This window comes from Pararoseomonas baculiformis (assembly GCF_017813395.1).
Taxonomy (GTDB): domain Bacteria; phylum Pseudomonadota; class Alphaproteobacteria; order Acetobacterales; family Acetobacteraceae; genus Roseomonas; species Roseomonas baculiformis.
In genome coordinates this window covers 1-18,431 of the sequence record NZ_JAGIZB010000042.1, presented here as the reverse complement: position 1 = coordinate 18,431, position 18,431 = coordinate 1, and the positions used below count along the sequence as shown (strand labels likewise).

The 18,431-nt window shown below is 69.6% G+C and carries 18 protein-coding genes; 14 read left to right on the top strand and 4 right to left on the bottom strand.

What is annotated here, in order from left to right; genetic code table 11:
* Positions 1 to 427 precede the first annotated feature (427 nt).
* From ltnD to otnC, 7 genes are all read left to right on the top strand, one after another.
* Entirely contained in the window at positions 428 to 1,336 is a 909-nt protein-coding gene (gene ltnD, locus J8J14_RS22780) for an L-threonate dehydrogenase (protein WP_342452519.1), read from the top strand.
* 2 nt (positions 1,337 to 1,338) lie between these two features.
* On the top strand, positions 1,339 to 2,592 hold the full coding sequence (gene otnK / locus J8J14_RS22775) for a 3-oxo-tetronate kinase (RefSeq protein ID WP_245216096.1): 1,254 nt from the start codon (positions 1,339 to 1,341) through the stop codon (positions 2,590 to 2,592).
* A 14-nt stretch (positions 2,593 to 2,606) separates the two neighbouring features.
* Positions 2,607 to 3,386, top strand: a complete 780-nt coding sequence (gene otnI, locus J8J14_RS22770) for a 2-oxo-tetronate isomerase (RefSeq protein ID WP_209381844.1) — start codon at positions 2,607 to 2,609, stop codon at positions 3,384 to 3,386.
* Between the two features lie 8 nt (positions 3,387 to 3,394).
* The gene (locus tag J8J14_RS22765) at positions 3,395 to 4,189 is read left to right on the top strand and encodes a DeoR/GlpR family DNA-binding transcription regulator (RefSeq protein ID WP_209381843.1); all 795 of its coding nucleotides are present in this window, start codon (positions 3,395 to 3,397) and stop codon (positions 4,187 to 4,189) included.
* Complete coding sequence (gene denD / locus J8J14_RS22760; RefSeq protein WP_209381842.1) at positions 4,186 to 5,145, top strand: D-erythronate dehydrogenase; 960 nt, start codon at positions 4,186 to 4,188, stop codon at positions 5,143 to 5,145. Before J8J14_RS22765 ends, denD begins: the two co-directional genes overlap by 4 nt.
* Before the next feature lie 58 nt (positions 5,146 to 5,203).
* Complete coding sequence (locus J8J14_RS22755; protein WP_209381841.1) at positions 5,204 to 6,613, top strand: GntP family permease; 1,410 nt, start codon at positions 5,204 to 5,206, stop codon at positions 6,611 to 6,613.
* 67 nt (positions 6,614 to 6,680) lie between these two features.
* A complete protein-coding gene (gene otnC, locus J8J14_RS22750; RefSeq protein WP_209381840.1) occupies positions 6,681 to 7,313 on the top strand; it encodes a 3-oxo-tetronate 4-phosphate decarboxylase in 633 nt (210 codons plus the stop codon).
* Positions 7,314 to 7,327: 14 nt separating this feature from the next.
* Here otnC and J8J14_RS25235 read toward each other — a convergent pair whose 3' ends face one another.
* On the bottom strand, positions 7,328 to 7,903 hold the full coding sequence (locus J8J14_RS25235; RefSeq protein ID WP_209381839.1) for an alpha-ketoglutarate-dependent dioxygenase AlkB: 576 nt from the start codon (positions 7,901 to 7,903) through the stop codon (positions 7,328 to 7,330).
* Positions 7,900 to 8,856 carry an MYG1 family protein gene (locus tag J8J14_RS22740; protein ID WP_209381838.1) on the bottom strand — a complete coding sequence of 319 codons (957 nt, stop codon included), beginning with the start codon at positions 8,854 to 8,856 and terminating at the stop codon, positions 7,900 to 7,902. The genes J8J14_RS25235 and J8J14_RS22740 overlap by 4 nt, the downstream gene beginning before the upstream one ends.
* A gap of 99 nt (positions 8,857 to 8,955) precedes the next feature.
* Between J8J14_RS22740 and J8J14_RS22735 the strand changes: the two genes are divergently transcribed.
* From J8J14_RS22735 to J8J14_RS22720, 4 genes are all read left to right on the top strand, one after another.
* Positions 8,956 to 9,582, top strand: a complete 627-nt coding sequence (locus J8J14_RS22735) for an antibiotic biosynthesis monooxygenase (RefSeq protein ID WP_209381837.1) — start codon at positions 8,956 to 8,958, stop codon at positions 9,580 to 9,582.
* Positions 9,583 to 9,679: 97 nt separating this feature from the next.
* Entirely contained in the window at positions 9,680 to 10,840 is a 1,161-nt protein-coding gene (locus J8J14_RS22730; RefSeq protein ID WP_209381836.1) for a hypothetical protein, read from the top strand.
* 1 nt (position 10,841) lies between these two features.
* Positions 10,842 to 11,303 carry an NUDIX hydrolase gene (locus J8J14_RS22725; RefSeq protein ID WP_209381835.1) on the top strand — a complete coding sequence of 154 codons (462 nt, stop codon included), beginning with the start codon at positions 10,842 to 10,844 and terminating at the stop codon, positions 11,301 to 11,303.
* Positions 11,304 to 11,652: 349 nt separating this feature from the next.
* A complete protein-coding gene (locus J8J14_RS22720) occupies positions 11,653 to 12,201 on the top strand; it encodes a cytochrome b (RefSeq protein ID WP_209381834.1) in 549 nt (182 codons plus the stop codon).
* Between the two features lie 4 nt (positions 12,202 to 12,205).
* On the opposite strand, the gene J8J14_RS22715 is transcribed toward J8J14_RS22720, so the two are convergent.
* Entirely contained in the window at positions 12,206 to 13,177 is a 972-nt protein-coding gene (locus tag J8J14_RS22715) for a Bug family tripartite tricarboxylate transporter substrate binding protein (protein ID WP_209381833.1), read from the bottom strand.
* A gap of 114 nt (positions 13,178 to 13,291) precedes the next feature.
* Here J8J14_RS22715 and J8J14_RS22710 point away from each other — a divergent pair, with 114 nt between their 5' ends.
* Positions 13,292 to 14,053 (top strand): SGNH/GDSL hydrolase family protein, encoded by a 762-nt coding sequence (locus J8J14_RS22710; protein WP_209381832.1) that lies wholly within the window; start codon positions 13,292 to 13,294, stop codon positions 14,051 to 14,053.
* Between the two features lie 12 nt (positions 14,054 to 14,065).
* On the opposite strand, the gene J8J14_RS22705 is transcribed toward J8J14_RS22710, so the two are convergent.
* Positions 14,066 to 14,932, bottom strand: coding sequence for an SMP-30/gluconolactonase/LRE family protein (locus J8J14_RS22705; RefSeq protein WP_209381831.1), 867 nt, complete (start codon positions 14,930 to 14,932; stop codon positions 14,066 to 14,068).
* 100 nt (positions 14,933 to 15,032) lie between these two features.
* Between J8J14_RS22705 and J8J14_RS22700 the strand changes: the two genes are divergently transcribed.
* Together J8J14_RS22700 and J8J14_RS22695 are read left to right on the top strand one after the other, a co-directional pair.
* Entirely contained in the window at positions 15,033 to 15,323 is a 291-nt protein-coding gene (locus tag J8J14_RS22700) for a hypothetical protein (RefSeq protein ID WP_209381830.1), read from the top strand.
* A 220-nt stretch (positions 15,324 to 15,543) separates the two neighbouring features.
* Positions 15,544 to 17,874 carry a helicase-related protein gene (locus J8J14_RS22695; protein ID WP_245216095.1) on the top strand — a complete coding sequence of 777 codons (2,331 nt, stop codon included), beginning with the start codon at positions 15,544 to 15,546 and terminating at the stop codon, positions 17,872 to 17,874.
* Positions 17,875 to 18,431 lie beyond the last annotated feature (557 nt).

Below are 18,431 nucleotides of genomic sequence, written 5' to 3'. Positions count from 1 at the left end.
GCGGGAGAGTCGGTCGGCGCCAGGCCACCAGACCAGATCTGTACACGACAAACACAAAACCCGCTCAGCCCTACAAAGGCCGAGCGGGTTTTCGCGTGAGAGGAAAGGACGCGCTGAGGCGGAGGAGAGCAAAGCCCTTACGGCCGACCCGGCCTGGACGACCAAGCCCTGCTCCGCTCTCTCCCGGCCTGAGGCATCCACCTCAACGAGGTTCATTCTAACAACGCGCCTGGGCACTGCCCCCAGCGCCAGCTCATCCGTGCTGCGTGAGCAACCTGCCTCTGTCCGGGCTGTCGGCGGCGGAAACACACTTCCCATGTGAAGGATGTGTGATCGTTTGTGCAATTTATGTCTTCCAATGTGAAGCGGAAGGGCTTAACGCCCCGGCTGTCCTAAGTGGCAATCAAGATTTCACATGGGGGCGTCCGTGAGCGACAATCGATACCGGGTCTGCGTCGTCGGGCTGGGCTCCATGGGCATGGGCGCCGCGCGCTCCTGCATCAGCGCCGGGCTGGCCACCTATGGGGCTGATCTCAACACCGCCGCTTGCGACGCGCTGAAACAGGCCGGGGCCGAAGCCGCCGGTGCTGGCGCTGCCCCCTTCGCCTCCCAACTTGATGCCGTCCTGCTGCTGGTCGTGAACGCCGCCCAGTGCCGCGCCGTGCTGTTCGGGGAGAATGGGTTGGCCGCGAAGCTCCGCCCCGGCACAGGTGTCATGGTATCGGCCACCATCTCCGCCGCCGATTCGCGCGACATTGCCGCGCAGCTCGCGGCGATGGACCTGCTCATGCTCGATGCCCCGGTTTCAGGAGGCGCCGTGAAAGCCGCTGCCGGCCAGATGACGGTCATGGCTTCCGGCCCCCGTGCCGCCTTTGACCGGCTCCGCCCCGTGCTCGATGCCGTGGCCGGCAAGGTCTACGAAATCGGCGAGGAGATCGGCCTCGGCGCGACGGTGAAGATCATCCACCAGCTCCTGGCCGGCGTGCACATTGCCGCTGGAGCCGAGGCGATGGCTCTTGCCGCTCGCGCCGGCATTCCCCTCGACACGATGTACGAGGTGGTCACCAACGCCGCCGGCAACAGCTGGATGTTCGAGAACCGCATGAAGCATGTGGTGGACGGCGACTACACGCCTCATTCGGCGGTGGACATCTTCGTCAAGGATCTGCGGCTGGTCACGGAAACGGCACTCTCGCTGAATTTCCCACTGCCGCTCGCCAGCACGGCCTACACGATGTTCGCCAATGCCAGCAACGCGGGCTTCGGGCGCGAGGACGACTCTGCCGTCATCAAGACCTTCGCTGGCATCGACCTTCCGGGCGTGAAGAGGAGCTGATCATGCGCCTTGGCGTCATCGCGGACGACTTCACCGGCGCGACCGACATCGCCGGCTTCCTTGTGGCCAATGGCCTGCGGACCGTGCAGCTGAACGGCGTGCCGCCTGCGGATCTGCAGGTGCAGGCCGATGCCGTGGTCATCAGCCTGAAGAGCCGTTCCTGCCCGGTGGAGGATGCGGTTTCGCAGAGCCTTGCCTCCCTGGATTGGCTGCGCGCCCGCGGCTGCCCACAATTCTTTTTCAAATACTGCTCCACATTCGACAGCACGCCGCGCGGCAATATCGGCCCGGTGACGGACGCCCTGCTGGATGCGCTCGGCGAGGATTTCACCGTGATCTGCCCGGTGCTGCCGGTGAACGGGCGCACGATCTACAACGGCTATCTCTTCGTGAACGGCGTGCCGCTCGAGGAATCCGGCATGCGGCACCATCCCGTCACGCCAATGACCGACAGCAACCTGATGCGCCTGATGGACGCGCAGTCGCGCGGGAAAACGGGCAACGTGCCCAGCACGATCATGGACGAGGGGCCGGAAGCCGTGCGCGCCGCCCTGGCGGATCTCAGGGCCAGGGGCTTCCGCTATGCCGTGCTGGATGCGCTGAACGATGCCCACCTCGTCGTGATGGGTCAGGCTGTTTCGGAGATGAAGCTTGTCACCGGCGGTTCCGGGCTGGCGGATGGCATGGCGCGCGCCTGGGCCGGCACGGCCGACGCGGCCGCCGCCGCCGCAGAAGGGCGCCCGGCCAAGGGACGTGCCGTGGTGATCTCTGGCTCCTGCTCGCAGATGACCAATGCGCAGGTCGCCGCCTATCGCGATGCCGCGCCCTCCCTGGCCGTGTCAGTGGAACGCTGCATGTCCGATCCAGCCTATGCCGATGAACTGGCGGACTGGGTGCTGGCGCAGCCGCGCAACGGCCTGGCGCCGCTGGTTTACGCGACCATGCCGCCCGAAAAGGTGAAGGAATTGCAGGACCGCTACGGCGCCGCCGAGGTGAGCGAGGCCGTGGAGGGTGTGTTCGGCCGCCTGGCCAAGCGCCTGGAGGAGGCTGGCTTCGACCAGTTCATCGTGGCCGGCGGCGAAACCTCGGGCGTGGTCACCCAGTCCCTCGGCATCGGCGGCTTCCACATCGGCCCGCAGATCGCGCCGGGCGTGCCCTGGGTGCGCGCGGTGGGCAGGCCGCTCTCCCTCGCCCTGAAATCCGGCAATTTCGGCCAGGAGCGCTTCTTTTTCGAGGCGCAGGATCTGGCGGCCTGAAGGAGAACGAGACCATGCCCCGCTTCGCCGCCAATCTCTCCATGATGTTCACGGAGCTCCCCTTCCTGGACCGCTTCGCGGCCGCGGCGAAGGCCGGTTTCGGCGCCGTGGAGTTCCTCTTCCCCTATGAGCATCCGCCGGAGGTCGTGGCGGCCAGGCTGAAGGAAGCGGGCCTCGTTCAGGCGCTGTTCAACATGCCGCCGGGCGACTGGGCCGCGGGCGAGCGCGGCATGGCCGCCATCCCCGGGCGCGAGCAGGAATTCCGAGACAACGTCACGACCGCCCTGCGATACGCCAGGGCCCTGGGCTGCAAGACGCTGCACGCCATGTCCGGCATCACCACCGGCATGGACCGCGCGGCCTGCGAGGCGGCTTTCGTGGAGAACTTCCGCTTCGCCGCCGACGCCCTGGCGCCGGAAGGCATCACCCTGCTGGTGGAGCCTATCAACAGCCGCAACATGCCCGGCTACTTCATCGCCCACCAGATGGAGGCCGTGGCGCTGGTGGAGCGTGTCGGCCGCCCGAATGTCTCGGTGCAGCTCGATCTCTACCACGCGCAGATCATGGATGGCGACCTGACCCGGCTGATCGAGAAGATGGCCGGCAGCTTCGCGCATGTGCAGATCGCCTCCGTGCCTGAGCGGCACGAGCCGGACGAGGGGGAGCTGAACTACCCGCATCTGTATGAGGTGCTGGATCGCGTGGGCTACCAGGGCTGGATCGGCTGCGAGTACAACCCGCGCGGCGAAACCACGGCCGGCCTCGGCTGGTTCGCGCCCTACAAGGCGCGCTGAGGCACGGGATGATCCCCGCCGAGCGGCAGAACCTGATCGTCTCTCGGCTCTCCGGCCAGGGCGTGCTCAGCATCGCCGAACTGACCGAGTTGCTGGGCGTCTCCCACATGACCGTGCGGCGGGACATCCAGCAGCTGGAGCGCGAGGGGCGGGTGATGTCCGTCGCGGGCGGGGTCAGGCTGCCCCAGCGCATCCGCATCGAGCCGTCGCACGACACGAAGGCGGCCATGGCGCATGCGGAGAAAACCGCCATCGGGCGCCTTGCGCTGGGCCTGATCCCACCCGGTGCCGTGATCTACCTCGATGCAGGAACCACCACGCTGGAGATCGCCCAGGGCCTTGCCGGGCGGGACGACATCACCGTTGTCACGAATGATTTTGTCATCGTGGCCCTCCTGGCGCGCGAAGCGCAATGCGCCCTGTTCCATACGGGCGGTGCCGTGGAGCGCGAGAACCAGTCCTGCGTCGGCGAGCCGGCGGCCGAGGCCATCCGCCGCTTCAATTTCGACATCGCCTTCATCTCCACCTCCTCCTTCGGCCTTCGCGGCGTCTCCACCCCTTCGGAGAACAAGGTGGCGGTGAAGCGCGCCATCGCGCAGAGCGCGGCGCGCAGCATTCTTGTCACCGACAGCAGCAAATACGGGCGGATCGGCACCTTCAACGCCGTCCCGCTCGAGGCGCTCTCGGCGATCGTCACCGATTCCGGCCTTCCGGAGGATGTCCGGACCGCCATCAACCAGCGCGGCATCGCCCTGCATATCGCGACGCCCGGCGCCGGAACCCTGGGGAGCACACCAGCATGAAGATCATCGTCACGGGCGGCGCCGGCTTCCTCGGCAGCCGCGTGATCCGCGCGCTTCTGGCCAATGGCGGCGGCAAGGATGGCGTGCCGAGCTTCGACGGCATCGTCTCGGTGGATCTCGCCCCCTGCCCGGTGGAGGATGCGCGCGTCACCTCGCTGACCGGCGACATCGCCGATGCGGCATTCGCCCGCCATGCCATCGGGCCCGATACGGTCGGCGTCTACCACCTGGCGGCCGTGCTGAGCGGCGGGTCCGAGCAGGATTTCGACCTGGCCATGCGCGTGAACGTGGATGGCACCCGCGCCCTGCTCGAAGCCGCCCGCGCCACCGGCCGTGCCCCACGCTTCGTCTTCACCAGCTCCCTTGCCGTCTTCGGCGGCGAGATGCCGGAAGTGGTACCCGAGGCCATGGCCCTGATGCCCGCCTCCACCTATGGCGCGCAGAAGGCGATCGGCGAGCTGCTGGTGAACGACTATTCCCGCAAGGGCTTCGTCGATGGCCGCGTCGTCCGCCTGCCCACCATCGTCGTGCGCCCGGGCAAGCCCAACTCGGCCGCCTCCTCCTTCGCCAGCGGCATCATCCGCGAGCCGCTGGCCGGCGAGCCCTCCAACTGCCCCGTGCCCCTGGAAACCCGCATGTGGCTCTCCTCCCCGGATACGGCGGTGGCCAACCTCGTTCACGCCATCGCCGTGGATGGCGAGAGGATCGGCGCCTGGCGCACCATGAATCTGCCGGGCATCTGCGTGACGGTGGGCGAGATGCTTGCCAGCCTGGAGCGCGTGGGCGGCGCCGGGGCCCGTGCCCTGGTCAGCCATGAGCCGGAGCAGCGCGTGATCGACATCGTCTGCTCCTGGCCCGGCGACTTCGATGTCAGCCGCCCCCTGGCCCTCGGCTTCACCCGCGACGGCGACTTCGACTCCGTCGTGCGCCAGTACAAGGACGAGTTCGTCCGCTGATTCCCTGCCGCCGCGGCACGATCCTCGGCGGCCCCGATAGCAAAGACTGGAGAGTCCAATGAATGCTGCCGCCAGCGCGGTAGGGCCGGGGGCCGTTGTCGGCCTTGTTCTCGGCATCCTCCTGCTGATCTTCCTTGTGCTGCGCACCAAGGTCCACGCCATCGTGGCCCTGGTGATCGCGGCCTCGATCGCCGGGCTTTCCGCCGGCATGGCGCCGAATGCCGTGGTGCGGTCCATCACGACCGGCTTCGGTGCCACTCTCTCCACCATCGGCCTCGTCATCGGCTTCGGCGTAATGATGGGCCGCATCCTCGAGATTTCGGGCGCCGCGGAGCGTCTGGCCATCTCCCTGGTGCGTTGGCTGGGTGAGAAGAAGGAGGAATGGGCGATGATGGCCACGGGCTACATCGTCTCCATCCCCATTTTCTGCGACAGCGCCTTCGTCATCCTCAACCCGCTTGCACGTGCCCTGGCACGCAGCAGCGGCCGCTCCGTCCTCACGCTCGGTATCGCCCTGGCTGGCGGCCTGATGCTGACCCACCATGCCGTGCCGCCGACGCCCGGCCCGCTGGGCGCGGCCGGCATCTTCAACATCGATATCGGGCTGATGATCTTCTGGGGCGTGGTGCTCACCCTGCCAGCCACCTTCACGATCATCCTCTATGCGCGGGCGATGGGGCCGAAGATCGAGGCCATGATCGAGCGCGAGACGGGGGAGGCCCTGCCCAGCTCCGGTGCCTTCGAGCAGTTCAAGCAGGAAGCGGCCCTGCGTGAGAAGTCCCTGCCGCCGCTCTGGCTCTCGATGCTGCCGATCCTCGTGCCGATCGTGCTCATCTTCATCAACACCGTCGTCGCCGGCTATGTCACCGCCAGCGGCAACAATGCGCTGTCCACGCATCCGCTGGTGCAGATCTCCGCCTTCATCGGCAATCCGGTGATCGCGGTGGGCCTGGGCGTTCTCATCGCCGTCTATGGCCTGGCCGGAAATCTCGGCCGGCAGGAGACCATTGCGGAGCTGGAGAAGGGCGTGGAGTCGGCCGGCATCATCCTGCTGGTGACCGGCGCCGGCGGTGCGCTGGGTGCGGTGCTGCGCGACAGCGGCATGGGCACCTATATCGGCCAGTGGGTCTCCACCCTGCCACTGCCGGCCGTGCTGATCCCCTTCGTCATCTCCAGCCTGGTGCGCCTGATCCAGGGAAGCGGCACTGTGGCCATGATCACGGGCGCCTCGATCTCCGCCCCCATCCTGGCGCAGATCCCCGATGTGAACATGGTCTTTGCGGCGCAGGCGGCCTGCATCGGCTCCATGGTCTTCGGCTACTTCAACGACAGCTACTTCTGGGTCATCAACCGCATCCTCGGCGTGAAGAACGCCAAGCATCAGATGCTGACCTGGTCGATCCCGACCACCATCGGCTGGGCCACCTCGCTCATCGCCCTGCTGATCGCCAACGCCATCTTCGGCTGAACCGCATGGGGCGCCGGCACGCCGGCGCCCCATGCCATCCTGCAGCATTCCAGGACGGAACTTCCGCATGACCGAGTCCGAACTGCGCGACCTCCTCGTCGAGCTCGGGGCCAGCCTCTTCGCGCGGGGCTATTCCGTCGGCAGCGCCGGCAATATCAGCGTCCGCCTGCAGGACGGCTATCTGATGACGCCGACCAATTCCTCGCTCGGCCGCCTGAAGGCGGACCGGATCAGCAAGCTCGACCTGGAATGGAACCATGTCGGCGGCGACAAGCCTTCCAAGGAGGTCTTCATGCACCGGGCCGTGCTCACGGCCCGCCCGGAGGCCGGTGCGGTGGTGCATCTCCACTCCACCTATGCCACCGCCATCGGCTGTCTCGCCGGGCCGGAGGACACGGCGCCCATCCCGCCGCTCACCCCCTATTTCGTCATGCGCGTGGGCCGGACGCTGCCCGTGATCCGCTACTACCGCCCCGGCGACGCGGCGATGGAGAACGACATCCACGAGGCCGCGAAGGAGGCCCGCGCCATGCTGCTGGCGAATCACGGCCCCGTCGTCTCCGGCAAGACCTTGGTCGATGCGGTCTACGCGGCCGAGGAGCTGGAGGAATCCGCCAGGCTCGCCCTCATGCTCCGCGGGCAGCCGGCGCGGGAGCTGACGCCGGAGCAGGTGGACGACCTTCTCCGCACCTTTGGCTGATCAGGAGCGTCTGATCATCGCAGGCTGCGGAAGGTGACAGAGTAGCGCAGCGCTTCCACGGCGGGGATGCTGTGCTCCCACTCCGTCCGGGATGCCCCGCGCAACAGATAGGCGGAGCGCGGCTCCAGCGTTACCGAGGCGCGCTTCCAGCCCGCCCCCTGCGCCCTGCGGAACCGGAAAGGGCAGGGGGCCAGCAGGGATAGCCCCAGCACATCCCCGAACACCGCCTTGTCCCGGTGCCAGCCGATGCCGGCACCGGGCGCGTATTCCGTCACCAGCACATGGGGCAGCGCGGAAGGCGCCAGCCCGGCGAAGCCCGCCATCCGCTCCCTCAGTGGCTGCAGGAATTCCGGCATCGGCGCGGCCTCCCGCAGCCTCTCCTGCCCGAAATCGTAATGGCGGCCGAAGGATACGGTCCGGCGCTTTCCGACATAGCCGTGGAACTGAAAGGCCGCGAAGGGAAGGCCCGCGATCGCCGTGGCCAGATCGCGCTCCTCATCCGCCGTGATCAGCCCGGCCTGGTAGCGGAAGCCCTCGGGCAGGGAAGGTCCTGGCCCGAACAGGTCGGGCTGGCCATGGATGGCGGTCACCCCGCGGCGGCGCCCCCGATCACCATGGCCTTTCGCGCCATCTCCAGCGCCCCGGCGCGGGACCGTGCGGCCCCCACGAAGCGGCGGGCATGGACGAAGACCGCATCCGCTACCCCGCTCACCGCTGCCAGATCGGTGTCGCGCAGCCCCGCCCAGGCCTCGGGCAGGGGCATGCGCTGGGCGAAGGAACCGGGCTCCGGCGGCATGGAATCGATCATCCAGTTGCCATTGGGCACAGGATAGACAGCATAGAGCACGGGCAGGCCATGCGCGAAGGCCGGGTCCTCCCAGGGCATCTTCCGGTCCAGCTCCAGCACGCGCGGGTCGGCCGAACGCGCATGGGCCACCAGCACCACCGCATCCGCCGCCAGCCGCGCCCGCACCGCCACCACCCGGCGCCGCAGGAAGCTCTCCGCCAGGGCGGAGGCCTCGCGGAAGGCCGTATCTTCCGCTGCCCGGTTCCCAACCGCCCCCGAATCCCAGGACGGGTTGAAATCCCCCACCAGGGAGGCCAGCCCCAGACCATCCCCGCGCTCGCCGAAGCCATTGTCGATCTCGTCGATCCGCCGGACCACTTCGCGGTCGATCTCGGCCGTGATCGCGGCGGCCATGGCAGCGGCCTCGGCGGGCAGGATGGCACGCACCGCCGCCACCCCATGCTCGCGCCAGATCAGCCCGGCGGCGCTGAAAGGCGTGCCATCCTCCCGCACGGGGGCGCCGCGCTGGTGATGGTCGAAGCGCCGGGTGGCGGGGTCGAACACGGCGCCCACGTCCCAGACGATGTCGGCGGCCGCAATCGCCGCCTCGTCCCGCGTGCGGACCAGCACATGGTCAACACCCGCCTCGCCCAGCCCGAGCGTCAGGCGCAGCACGGCATAGGCGAAGGCATCATCCAGGTGGAAGCCGCCGCTATGGGTGGCGAGAACGGGCCGGGCCGGAAGGGTGGTTTCCATGCGGCGTTCCCTAGCCCGCCCGCCGGGTGCCGGCCAGCGCCCGATGCACCCGCCCCCGCCCTCGCGCGTTCAGCCCGGGAACAGCGGGAGGCATGGGCCGTGTATGTCGTGATCCGAACCTCGGGGCTCTCCGGTCCGGGGGATGAGGCGGTGCAGCGCCTGCGGGACCATGTGGTGCCGCTGGTCCAGGGCCGACCCGGCTTCCGGGGCTATTGCGCCTTCGTCACCGAACAGGGGGACGCCACCTGCTCCATTGCCATATTCGACGATGCCGGAAGCGCCAGCGCCACGGATGAGCGCCTGAGGGAATGGAGCGAGGCCAACATGGCCGATCTCCTGCCCGCAGGAGCGGAGGTGGTGCAGGGAGAGACGGTGTTCCACGAGGTCTCGGACCCGCAGGAGCAGCAGAAGGACCGCCACCATTCCCTCTTCGCCGTGATCCGCCGCTATCGCGGCCTGCCCGGACAGACCGAGACGATGCACTCCATCGTCAGCGAGCGCACTCTCCCCCTCCTGACCGGTGCCGAGGGCTTTCGCGGCTTCTACGCCTTCCGGGACGAGGCGGACCCAAACCAGGCGATCTCCCTCACCCTCTTCGACACGCGGGAGGAGGCGGTGGCGGTGCATGAGAGGGTGATGGAGATCATGCGGGAGAAGCTGGAGGAGCTGGCCTATGAGGACCCGCATGTGATCATGGGAGAAACGGGCGTCCTCACCACCGGCTGAAGCGCCGCCACCTGAAGCGCCGGCATCGGGAATTCCGTTGCTTGCCGGGCAGGGGCCGCGCCACCATCTGGAACATCCGTTCCAGCCGGGTTCCTCCATGCGCTTCATCCTGCCCATCATCGCGCTCGCAGCCCTCATCGCCTATCAGCGGCCCGATTGGGTGCGGAGCATGGATGGCGGGCTGCGGGATGCCGCGTCCCGCTTCGGCGATCTCGGCGCCATGGCCGGCATCGGCCCGGAGCGCCGCAGCACCGCCGAGCGCGCCCCCGCCCGTGAGCCCGACCGCGCCTCCGCCCTCCATGCCCTCGGCCGCGTGGCGGAGGCACAGCAGGACGCCCAGGCGGCCGATATCCAGGACCCCACGGCGCGGGACCGCGTGCAGGCTCTTCTCCGCAGCGCCGCCGCCACCATGGCCGGCAGCGAGGCCATGGGGGAGCTGCGCCGCATGCAGGATGCCCGTGCCCGCCTGGCCGAACTGCGGGAGCGTGTGGCCGCCGCCCGCATCGGCGGCGGCAACGCCACCGAGCTGGAAGCCCAGCTCTCCCAGGCCGGCACGGAAGCGAAGCGCCTTACCGATGACTTCGTCGCGAAGCTGGCCGGGCTGGGGGTGCAGATCTCCGGCTACGCCGCGCAGAATATCGGCATTTCCGTGAACGGCGACGACGTGCTCGCCCTCCTCGCCGCCTATGCGAATGTGGAGAAGCTGGAAGCCGAGCTGCGCGGCTCCGTCGCCCAGTCGCAGGAGAATGAGGCGGTGCTGCGCCGCTACTACACGATCCACGCCACCCTGCTGGCGGTGCTGGAGACAGTGCAGTCCGAGGTCGTCTCCCGCATCGACAACATCTACCTGCCCCGCCTTGAGGCCATCGACCGCGAGACGCGCGAGTTGCGCCAGGATGCCCAGGCCCGCCTGCGCACGCTGCGTGACGCCGGGCTTCGCACCTCGCTCGAAACCAATCTGCGCACCCAGGAGCTGACCACCCGCGCCACGGATCTCTACCGCCGCCACCTGCAGGAGCAGCGCGGCAACCTGACCCAGGCGCTGGACCGCACCCGTGCCGCGCGCGGCGTGGCCGACAACACCGCCCGCACCGCCACCCTGGCCATGGATGTGGCCGGTATGATGCGCAACACGGACCGCGACTTCGGCGCCGTGATGGGCCTGCGCCCGCCCCTGGTGGTCCCATTCGAGGGAGAGGCGCTGCGGCGCGAGTTCGAGGGCCTGTCCCGCCGCCTGGGCCAGCAACCCACCAGCTGACATGCCCCGCAAACCCGCGCGCCCACCCCGTACCAGCTGCGGCGTGGTGGTGAGCGATGGCGCCCATGTGCTGCTGGGCCACGCCACGCGATCCGTCCTCTGGGACATACCAAAAGGCGTCGCCGCTGCCGGGGAACCCTTCGCCCAGGCCGCCGCGCGCGAATTGCGGGAGGAAACCGGCCTCCGCGTGGACCCCGCGGCCCTGATCGACCTCGGCGTGCACGCCTATCTGAGCGGCAAGGACCTCGCCGTCTTCGCCTGGCAGACCGATGCCATGCCGGACATCGCCACGCTCCGCTGCACATCCTTCATCCGCCTCCCCGATGGCGGCCGGATCCCGGAATTCGACCGCTTTGCCATCCTCCCCTGGAATGAGGCGCTCGAGCGGGTGGGCAAGAACCTCGCTCGCGTGCTCGGGGTGCTGCGTGCCAGGCCGGACTGGCCTTTTCTGCCGCCTGCGTGATCCCGGGGAGAGGAAGAAGGAATTTTTCCTCTCCCCGGACCCCTCACCATCATCTTCTTCTAGAAGTTTGGAAAAGCCCGGCGGACGGTGCGCCTCCGGTCGATGACCGGAGGCGACTGCAAGGGCAGGGTGGGGGAGAAGAGGCCCCGTGTTGCACCGTATCCGCGGCAGCCAGATGGGGTTCCAAGGGCCTCAGGCCCTTGGCGGGCGAGGTCCGGAGAGGGCAGAGCCCTCTCCGGCGCCACCAGCACGCCCCTTCACACGAAACCAAGAAAGAACCGTTCCGCTTGCGGCCGGCGCGGGGCGGCCGCAGCATCATTGCCCAGGCCTCAAGCCGGAGGAGACGTCGATGTCCCCGCGCGGAAGCGCAGCGCCTGTCCGCTATGATGCGGTCTCGCGCTTCATCCACTGGCTCACCGTTGCCCTGGTGCTGTCCGTCGCGGTGCTCGGCCTCTGGATCGCCCATGCACGGCCGGAGGAGGAGGCGTTCAAGCTTCGCCTCTACAACATCCATGAAAGCATCGGCGTCACGATCTGGGTGCTGACGCTTGCGCGGCTGGCCTGGCGCATCGCCCATCCGCCGCCACCGCTGCCGCCGGATCTCTCGCCCCTGCTGGCCTTCGCCGCGCGTGCCAACCACGTGGCCTTCTATGTCTGGCTGCTGACCATGCCGGTGGTGGGTTTCGTCGCTACCAATGCCTGGGGCTTTCCGCTCACCTGGTTCGGCCTCGTCCCGCTGCCCGACCCGGTGGGGCAGAACACGCCGCTGGCGGAAACCCTCACCCTCATCCACCGGCTCATGGCCTGGAGCCTGGTCGGGATGATCCTCCTCCATGCCGGCGCGGCGCTATGGCACCAATTTGCCCGCCGCGACGGCACGCTGGAGAAGATGCTGTAGTCGCTCAGTCCGCCGTGATGCGCGCTTGGCGGATCACGCCGGTCCATTTGGCGATCTCGGCGCGCAGATGGGCTGCCACCTCGTCCGGCCCGGCGGAAAAGGGCTCCAGCCCCAGCTCGGCAAAGCGCGGCGCAAGCTGCGGCAGGGCCTCGCGCGTGGCGGCATCCACCCGCTCGATCACCGCGCGCGGCGTGCCGGCGGGGGCGAAGAGCGCGGTCCAGACGCCCATCTCGAAGCCCGGCACGGTCTCCGCCACGGCGGGAATTTCCGGCAGGCTCGGCAGGCGTTGGGAGGAGGTCACGCCCAGCGCCGTCAGGCGTCCGTCCCGCACATGGGGCAGGGCGGAGGGCAGCGTGTCGAACATCAGGTCCACCTGGCCGGAAACCAGGGCAGTGGCGGCGGGCGCGGTGCTGCGGAAGGGCACATGCAGCAGGTCCACCCCGGCCAGGGACTTGAACAGCTCCCCCGCCAGGTGGCTGGAGGTGCCATTGCCGCCGGAGCCATAGGTCAGCACGCCCGGCTGTGCCTTCGCGCGCGCGATGAGCGCCGCCACGTCCCGGATGCCCTTGGACGGATGCGCGACGAGAAGATTCGGGCTGCTCGCCACGCCCGAAACCGGCGCGAAATCCGCGACCGGATCGTAGGACAGGCTGCGATAGAGCCCGACATTCATCGCATGGGTGCTGATCGTGCCCATCAGCAGCGTGTACCCGTCCGCCGCGCTGCGGGCAGCCGCCTCCGTGCCGATGATGCCGGCGGCACCGGCGCGGTTGTCCACCGCCACGGGCTGGCCAAGGATGGTGGCGAGCCGTTCCGACACGATGCGCGCCGCGATATCGGTGAAGCCGCCGGGCGCGAAGGCAACGATCATGCGGATCGGCCGCGTGGGCCAGGTTTGCGCCCCCGCCGGACGGGGCAGGGCTCCCAGCAGGGCCGTGGCGGCGGTGGCGGACAGGACTTCGCGGCGCGTGGTCATGGTGGCGTTTTCTCCCTGCCGCCATCCTGGCCCGTTACGGCCGCCCCGTCATGCCTCGGGCGCGAACCACCGTGTGCCGGGGGCGTTGCATCCCTCTCCGGCAAGGGCGAGGCAATGAGCGATTCCCCGGCTTCCTCCATCCAGCGCCGTGCCGCCCTGGGCGCGCTTGCGGCGGCGGGGCCGGCGAGCGGCAGCGGGGCGGCCGAAGCGCGCTCCGCCAGGGCGCCGGGCCATGTGGTGCTGCTCGGTGACTCCGTCTTCGACAACAAGGCCTATGTCGCTGGCGGGCCCGATGTGGTCGCGCAGCTGCGCGGCCAGCTTCCGGCCGGGTGGCGCGCCACGCTGGCCGCCGTGGATGGCGCGGTGGCGTCCGGGCTGCGCCATCAGCTCGCGCGCCTGCCCGGCGATGCGAGCCATCTCGTGGTCAGCGCCGGGGGCAATGACGCGCTCCGCCAGGAAGGCCTGCTGCGGGCCGCGGCGCGCAGCGTGGGAGAGGGGCTGCTGCAGCTCGCCGCCTTGCAGGACTCGTTCCGCGCGGAATACCGGGCCATGCTGGACCTGCTGCTCGAACGCCGCCTGCCGCTGGCAGCCTGCACCATCTATGATCCGCGCTTCCCCGATCCGGCGCGGCGCCAGCTGGCCACCACCGGCCTCGCCCTCTTCAACGATGTGATCCTGCGGGAGGCTTTCGCGCGCGGCCTTCCGGTGCTCGATCTTCGCCTGATCTGTAACCAGGACACGGACTTCGCCAATCCGATCGAGCCCTCCGTCGCCGGCGGCGCGAAGATCGCCGCGGAGATCGCGAGGCTGGTGACGACGCAAGAGGTCGCAGGCCGTCCCGTGGTTTTCACCGGCACGCCGGGCGGTGGGGGCTGACGCCGCTTGCGTTCAGTCCGCGAAGCGCCCGACGGGCACGCCGGCGATCCCGACATCCAGGGCCAGGAGCCGCCCATCCGCCGGGCCAGGCTCCTCGCCCCGCGCGCTGGTGACGAAAAGGGTGCGCAGCCCCTCGCCGCCGAAGCAGGGCATGGTCGGGTGGCGCACAGGCAGCTTCACCACCCGGTCCAGCCGGCCATCGGGCAGCCAGCGGTTGAGGCAGCCGGCGGTGTAGCCCGCGCTCCAATACCCGCCCTCCGCATCCACCGCGCCGCCATCCGGCTGGCCGGTGGCGCTGTCCGGCCGTGCCACCTCGCGCCGGTTGGCGATGGTGCCGGTGCCGGGGTCGTAGTCCCAGAGCCAGATGGCCGGGGCCTCCGTATCGATGTGCCAGAGCTGGCGCCCATCCGGGCTCCAGGCCAGGCCATTGGAGATGACCAGCCCATCGGCCAGCATGGCGCAGGCCTTCGCGCCAGGATCCAGGCGCCAGAGCGCGGCCCTGGGCCGCTTCTCCTCCACGTCATGCATGGAGCCGACGAGGAACCGCCCTTCCGGCGAGACCTTCCCGTCATTCAGCCTGTTTCCCGGCCGATCGGGCTCAGGCGCCGCCAGCCGTTCCAGGCGGCTTTCCCCCGGCTGAAAGCGATGGATGCCGGAACGCAGCCCCAGCAGCAGCGCGCCGGACCGGCAAAGCCCCAGGCAACCCACCGGCTCCGGCAGCGGCCAGGTTTCGGTGCGCCCGGTTGTGGGATCGGTCCGGTGCAGGGCGGCACCTGGGATATCGACCCACCAGAGCAGACCCAGCCTCTCATCCCAGACCGGGCTCTCCCCTGTACCGGCGGAGGGGGTGTCGGCGAAGACATGAACGGGCGGAGCCATGGGGCAGGAGCCTATACCAGCCGCGCCCCCGGCAAGCCGGCGGGCCGGTCACGATGCCGCGCCCGGATGGCGGAAAGAACCGGCGGGCGAAGGCAGCGTTATGACGATCTGGTCGGAGGAGGCGGCAGTGATGGGCTTGCCCGAAACCGAAAAGGAAACGCTGCGGGATCTCGCCCGGCAGGTCTCCCGGCACCGCCGGGGAGGAGGTGAGCTGGACAGCCTGCCCGTGCGGCAGCAAGACGTGCTCCAGCGCATGGGCGAGGCGGAGCGGCAGGTCTTCATGGAGGAGCTGTCCAGGGCGGATGCGGAGCAGGGCCGGAAGGAGTTCCATGCCGCCCTGAGCCAGTGGCGCCCGCAAAAAGGCGAACCGGACCCTGAGGGCGTTCCCTGAAAGGGCGCCGCGACAAGGCCGCGGGAAACGCAGGACCAGCCCCGGCGCTCACTCCGGAAGCAGCCCTGGGGTGGCCATCCCGGGCAAGATGATCAGCAGGGGCCGGCAGCCGGCCACCGCAGGAGAACCAATGGAGCAGCACCCGCCCCCCGCCGGAGCCGATCAGCCGGATGCGGCAGGAACCGGGGCCCCGGCTTCCGAAGAGGCGCAGCACCGCAGCTTGATCGAGGCCCGGCGCCCAGTCTGGCGGGAGAGGCTGGCGACGCTCGCCCGGCGCGCCGAGGCCCTGCCCGCGCGGGCGGACGACATCGCCATCGCCGTGACCAGCATCGGCGACCCCGAGGCGGGGGAGGGCGCCCTCATGGCCGCGCTGCGGGAGGCCGTGCTGGCACGCCTCACCGGTTATGGCACGCCCGAATCCGCGCTGGCGGCCGCGCTGGAGGACCTGCCCCGGGGCACCACGGGCGAGCCTACCCTGGATGCGGTGGGCCATTGCGCTGCCCTGGTGGCCGAGGCCTTCGCCATGCCCAGGCTGCAGGCCGATGCCTTCGTGTTTCGCGCCACGGATGCGGAACGCCGCCGCCGGGGTGAGCGGCGGGCCGCCACCAGGCTGGCCCGCGAGACGCAGGCGGCCGAGGAGCGGCGCCTGAAGGAATGGGAGAGCTCCCTTGTCGGCGCCGATGCCGTGCCCGGCCTGCTGGGCTGCACCCGCCATGAGGCGGAGCGCTGGATGCGCGCCGGCATCATTCCCGTGGCGCGGCGCGTGGCGGTCCGCCGCGGCGGGCGCATGGTGCAGGAGCCCGAATTCGACCCCGCCGCGCTGGATGCACTGCGCGGCGAAATCGCCGCCTGGCGCCGTGCCGATGCCGGGGAGCGCCCCGCCGAGGCGCGCGATGCGCGCGGGGAGCCGCGGGGGGAGACCAAGCGGATCAGCAACGCCGCCGTGGCCCGGATCGCGGGGCTGGACCGCTACGCCGCGCATTTCGCGACCGCCCGCGCCCTGGACCGGCGGATCATCGCCTGCCTGGGCCCGACCAATTCCGGGAAGACCTATTTCGGCCTTTCCCGCTTGGCCGAGGCGGAAAGCGGCCTGGCCCTCGGCCCCCTCCGCCTGCTCGCGCATGAGTACCGGGAGGCGCTGGAGGCGCGCGGCGTGCCCACCTCCCTCTCCACCGGCGAGGAGCGGATACGCGTGCCTGGCAGCCGGCACACGGCCGCCACGGTGGAGATGTGCCCTTTCACCAATCCCGTCGATGTCGCGGTGATCGACGAAATCCAGATGCTGGCCGACCCCGAGCGCGGCGCGGCCTGGACCGCCGCGCTGATGGGTGTCCCGGCGCGCCAGGTGATCGTGCTCGGCGCGCCCGATGCCGCGCCCATGGTGCGGCGGATCGCCCAGCTCTGCGGCGACCCGCTGGAAGAGGTGCGGCTGGAGCGCATGGGCCCGCTCTCGGCGGCGCCGGTGCCGGTTCCGCTGGCGGAGATCGGGCGGGGTGACGCCGTGATCGCCTTCTCCCGGCGGGAGGTCTTCGCCCTCCGTGCCGAGCTGCTGCGCCGCGGCCGGACCGTGGCGGTGGTCTATGGGGCCCTGGGTCCCACGGTGCGCCGGGCCGAGGCGCGGCGCTTCCGGGAAGGGGAGGCCGAGGTGCTGGTGGCGACGGATGCCATCGGGATGGGGCTGAATATCGGCCCGCTGCGCCGCGTCGTCTTCTCCGCCCTCACCAAATACGATGGCAAGGACGACCGGCCGCTCACGGTCCAGGAGATCAAGCAGATCGGTGGCCGCGCCGGGCGCTTCGGCGGCGAGCACGCCGAGGGTATCGTGGCCGTGCTCGAAGGGGGCGGAGACCCGCGGGAGATCGCCCGGGCGCTGAAGGCCGCCCCGGAGGCCCCCGACGACCTGCGCCCGCCCGTGGCCCCGGATGCCGAGATCGTCGCCGCGGTGGCGGCCGAGATGGGCACCGACAGTCTCTTCGGCACGCTGCGCCGGATCGAGCGCGCCGTGCTGCGACGGGACGACCCGAACTACCGGCTGGGCGACCTTTCCACCCAGATGGCGATCGCCGCCGCCGTGGATGGCGTGCGGGAACTCTCCCTTCTTGATCGCTGGACCTACGCGATGTGCCCGGTGGATGAGCGGGACGAGGGAATCCAGCGCCTGTCGGACTGGGCCGTGGAACATGCGCTGGGCATGGCCGTGCCGCCGCCGCGCGCGGGCCGGCTGCCCCCGCCGGACCGGGCTGGCCAGGACACGCTGCAGCTTGCCGAACGTGTGCATCGTCGGCTGGTGGCGTGGCGGTGGATGGCGTTGCGCTTCCCCGAGACGTACCGGGACCTGGAAACCGCCCTGGCGGAAAGCCGGCGGCTGAACGAGTGGATCGAGGCCGTGCTGTCCGCCCTGCCCAGCGGGCGCAGCCGTTCCGTGGCCGGCGGCGGCGATGCTGCTCCTCGCGGAAGGGGGCCGAGGAGGAAGACCTTTTCCGGCCCTCCGCGCCGGGGACCCCCAAACGCCGGGTTCCGCACGGGCGGAGCGCCGCGGCGAGAGCCCTGACCCGCCCCCACGGTCTCCGCCCTGCCACGCGGCTGTTCCAAAAGTTTCACGAGAGGGGTTGCGTCCGGGAGCGCCGGGGACTATTTGCCCGATCCGCGACGCGATGGCATCTCGTCGCACCTGTCACGGAGGGTTGAAATCGGGCCTGTCAGGCACGATATCGGTTCTCCCGGCGAGGCGGTTACCGCCTCCGCCGAAGACCAGAAAAAAGGTCTTGCAACGGGTGCGGTGAGGCGCTAAATACGACGCCCCGCAGCAAGGCGGACGCTCTTTCCCAGCCGGACGGCGAGGCCCTTGGGCCTGACTGCTGAGGTTGGATGCGGGCTCCGGCCGCTGTACCTTAGGTCTGCATCGCTGATGTAGGCCGCCACTCGCAGGAATGCGTGGTGTTCTGATAGTGGGAAGCTGCGCTATGCGTGGTGGATCGCTTTCAGTGTTCTCTGAAAACTGCATCTGTCTTTTGGAAGACATGTTGATGTCTTCTGTTGTTGCACGTGGTGAGCGTGTGATGATGGGGGATGTTTTTTCGTCGAGAATGGTGAGCGGAGTCTGGTCAT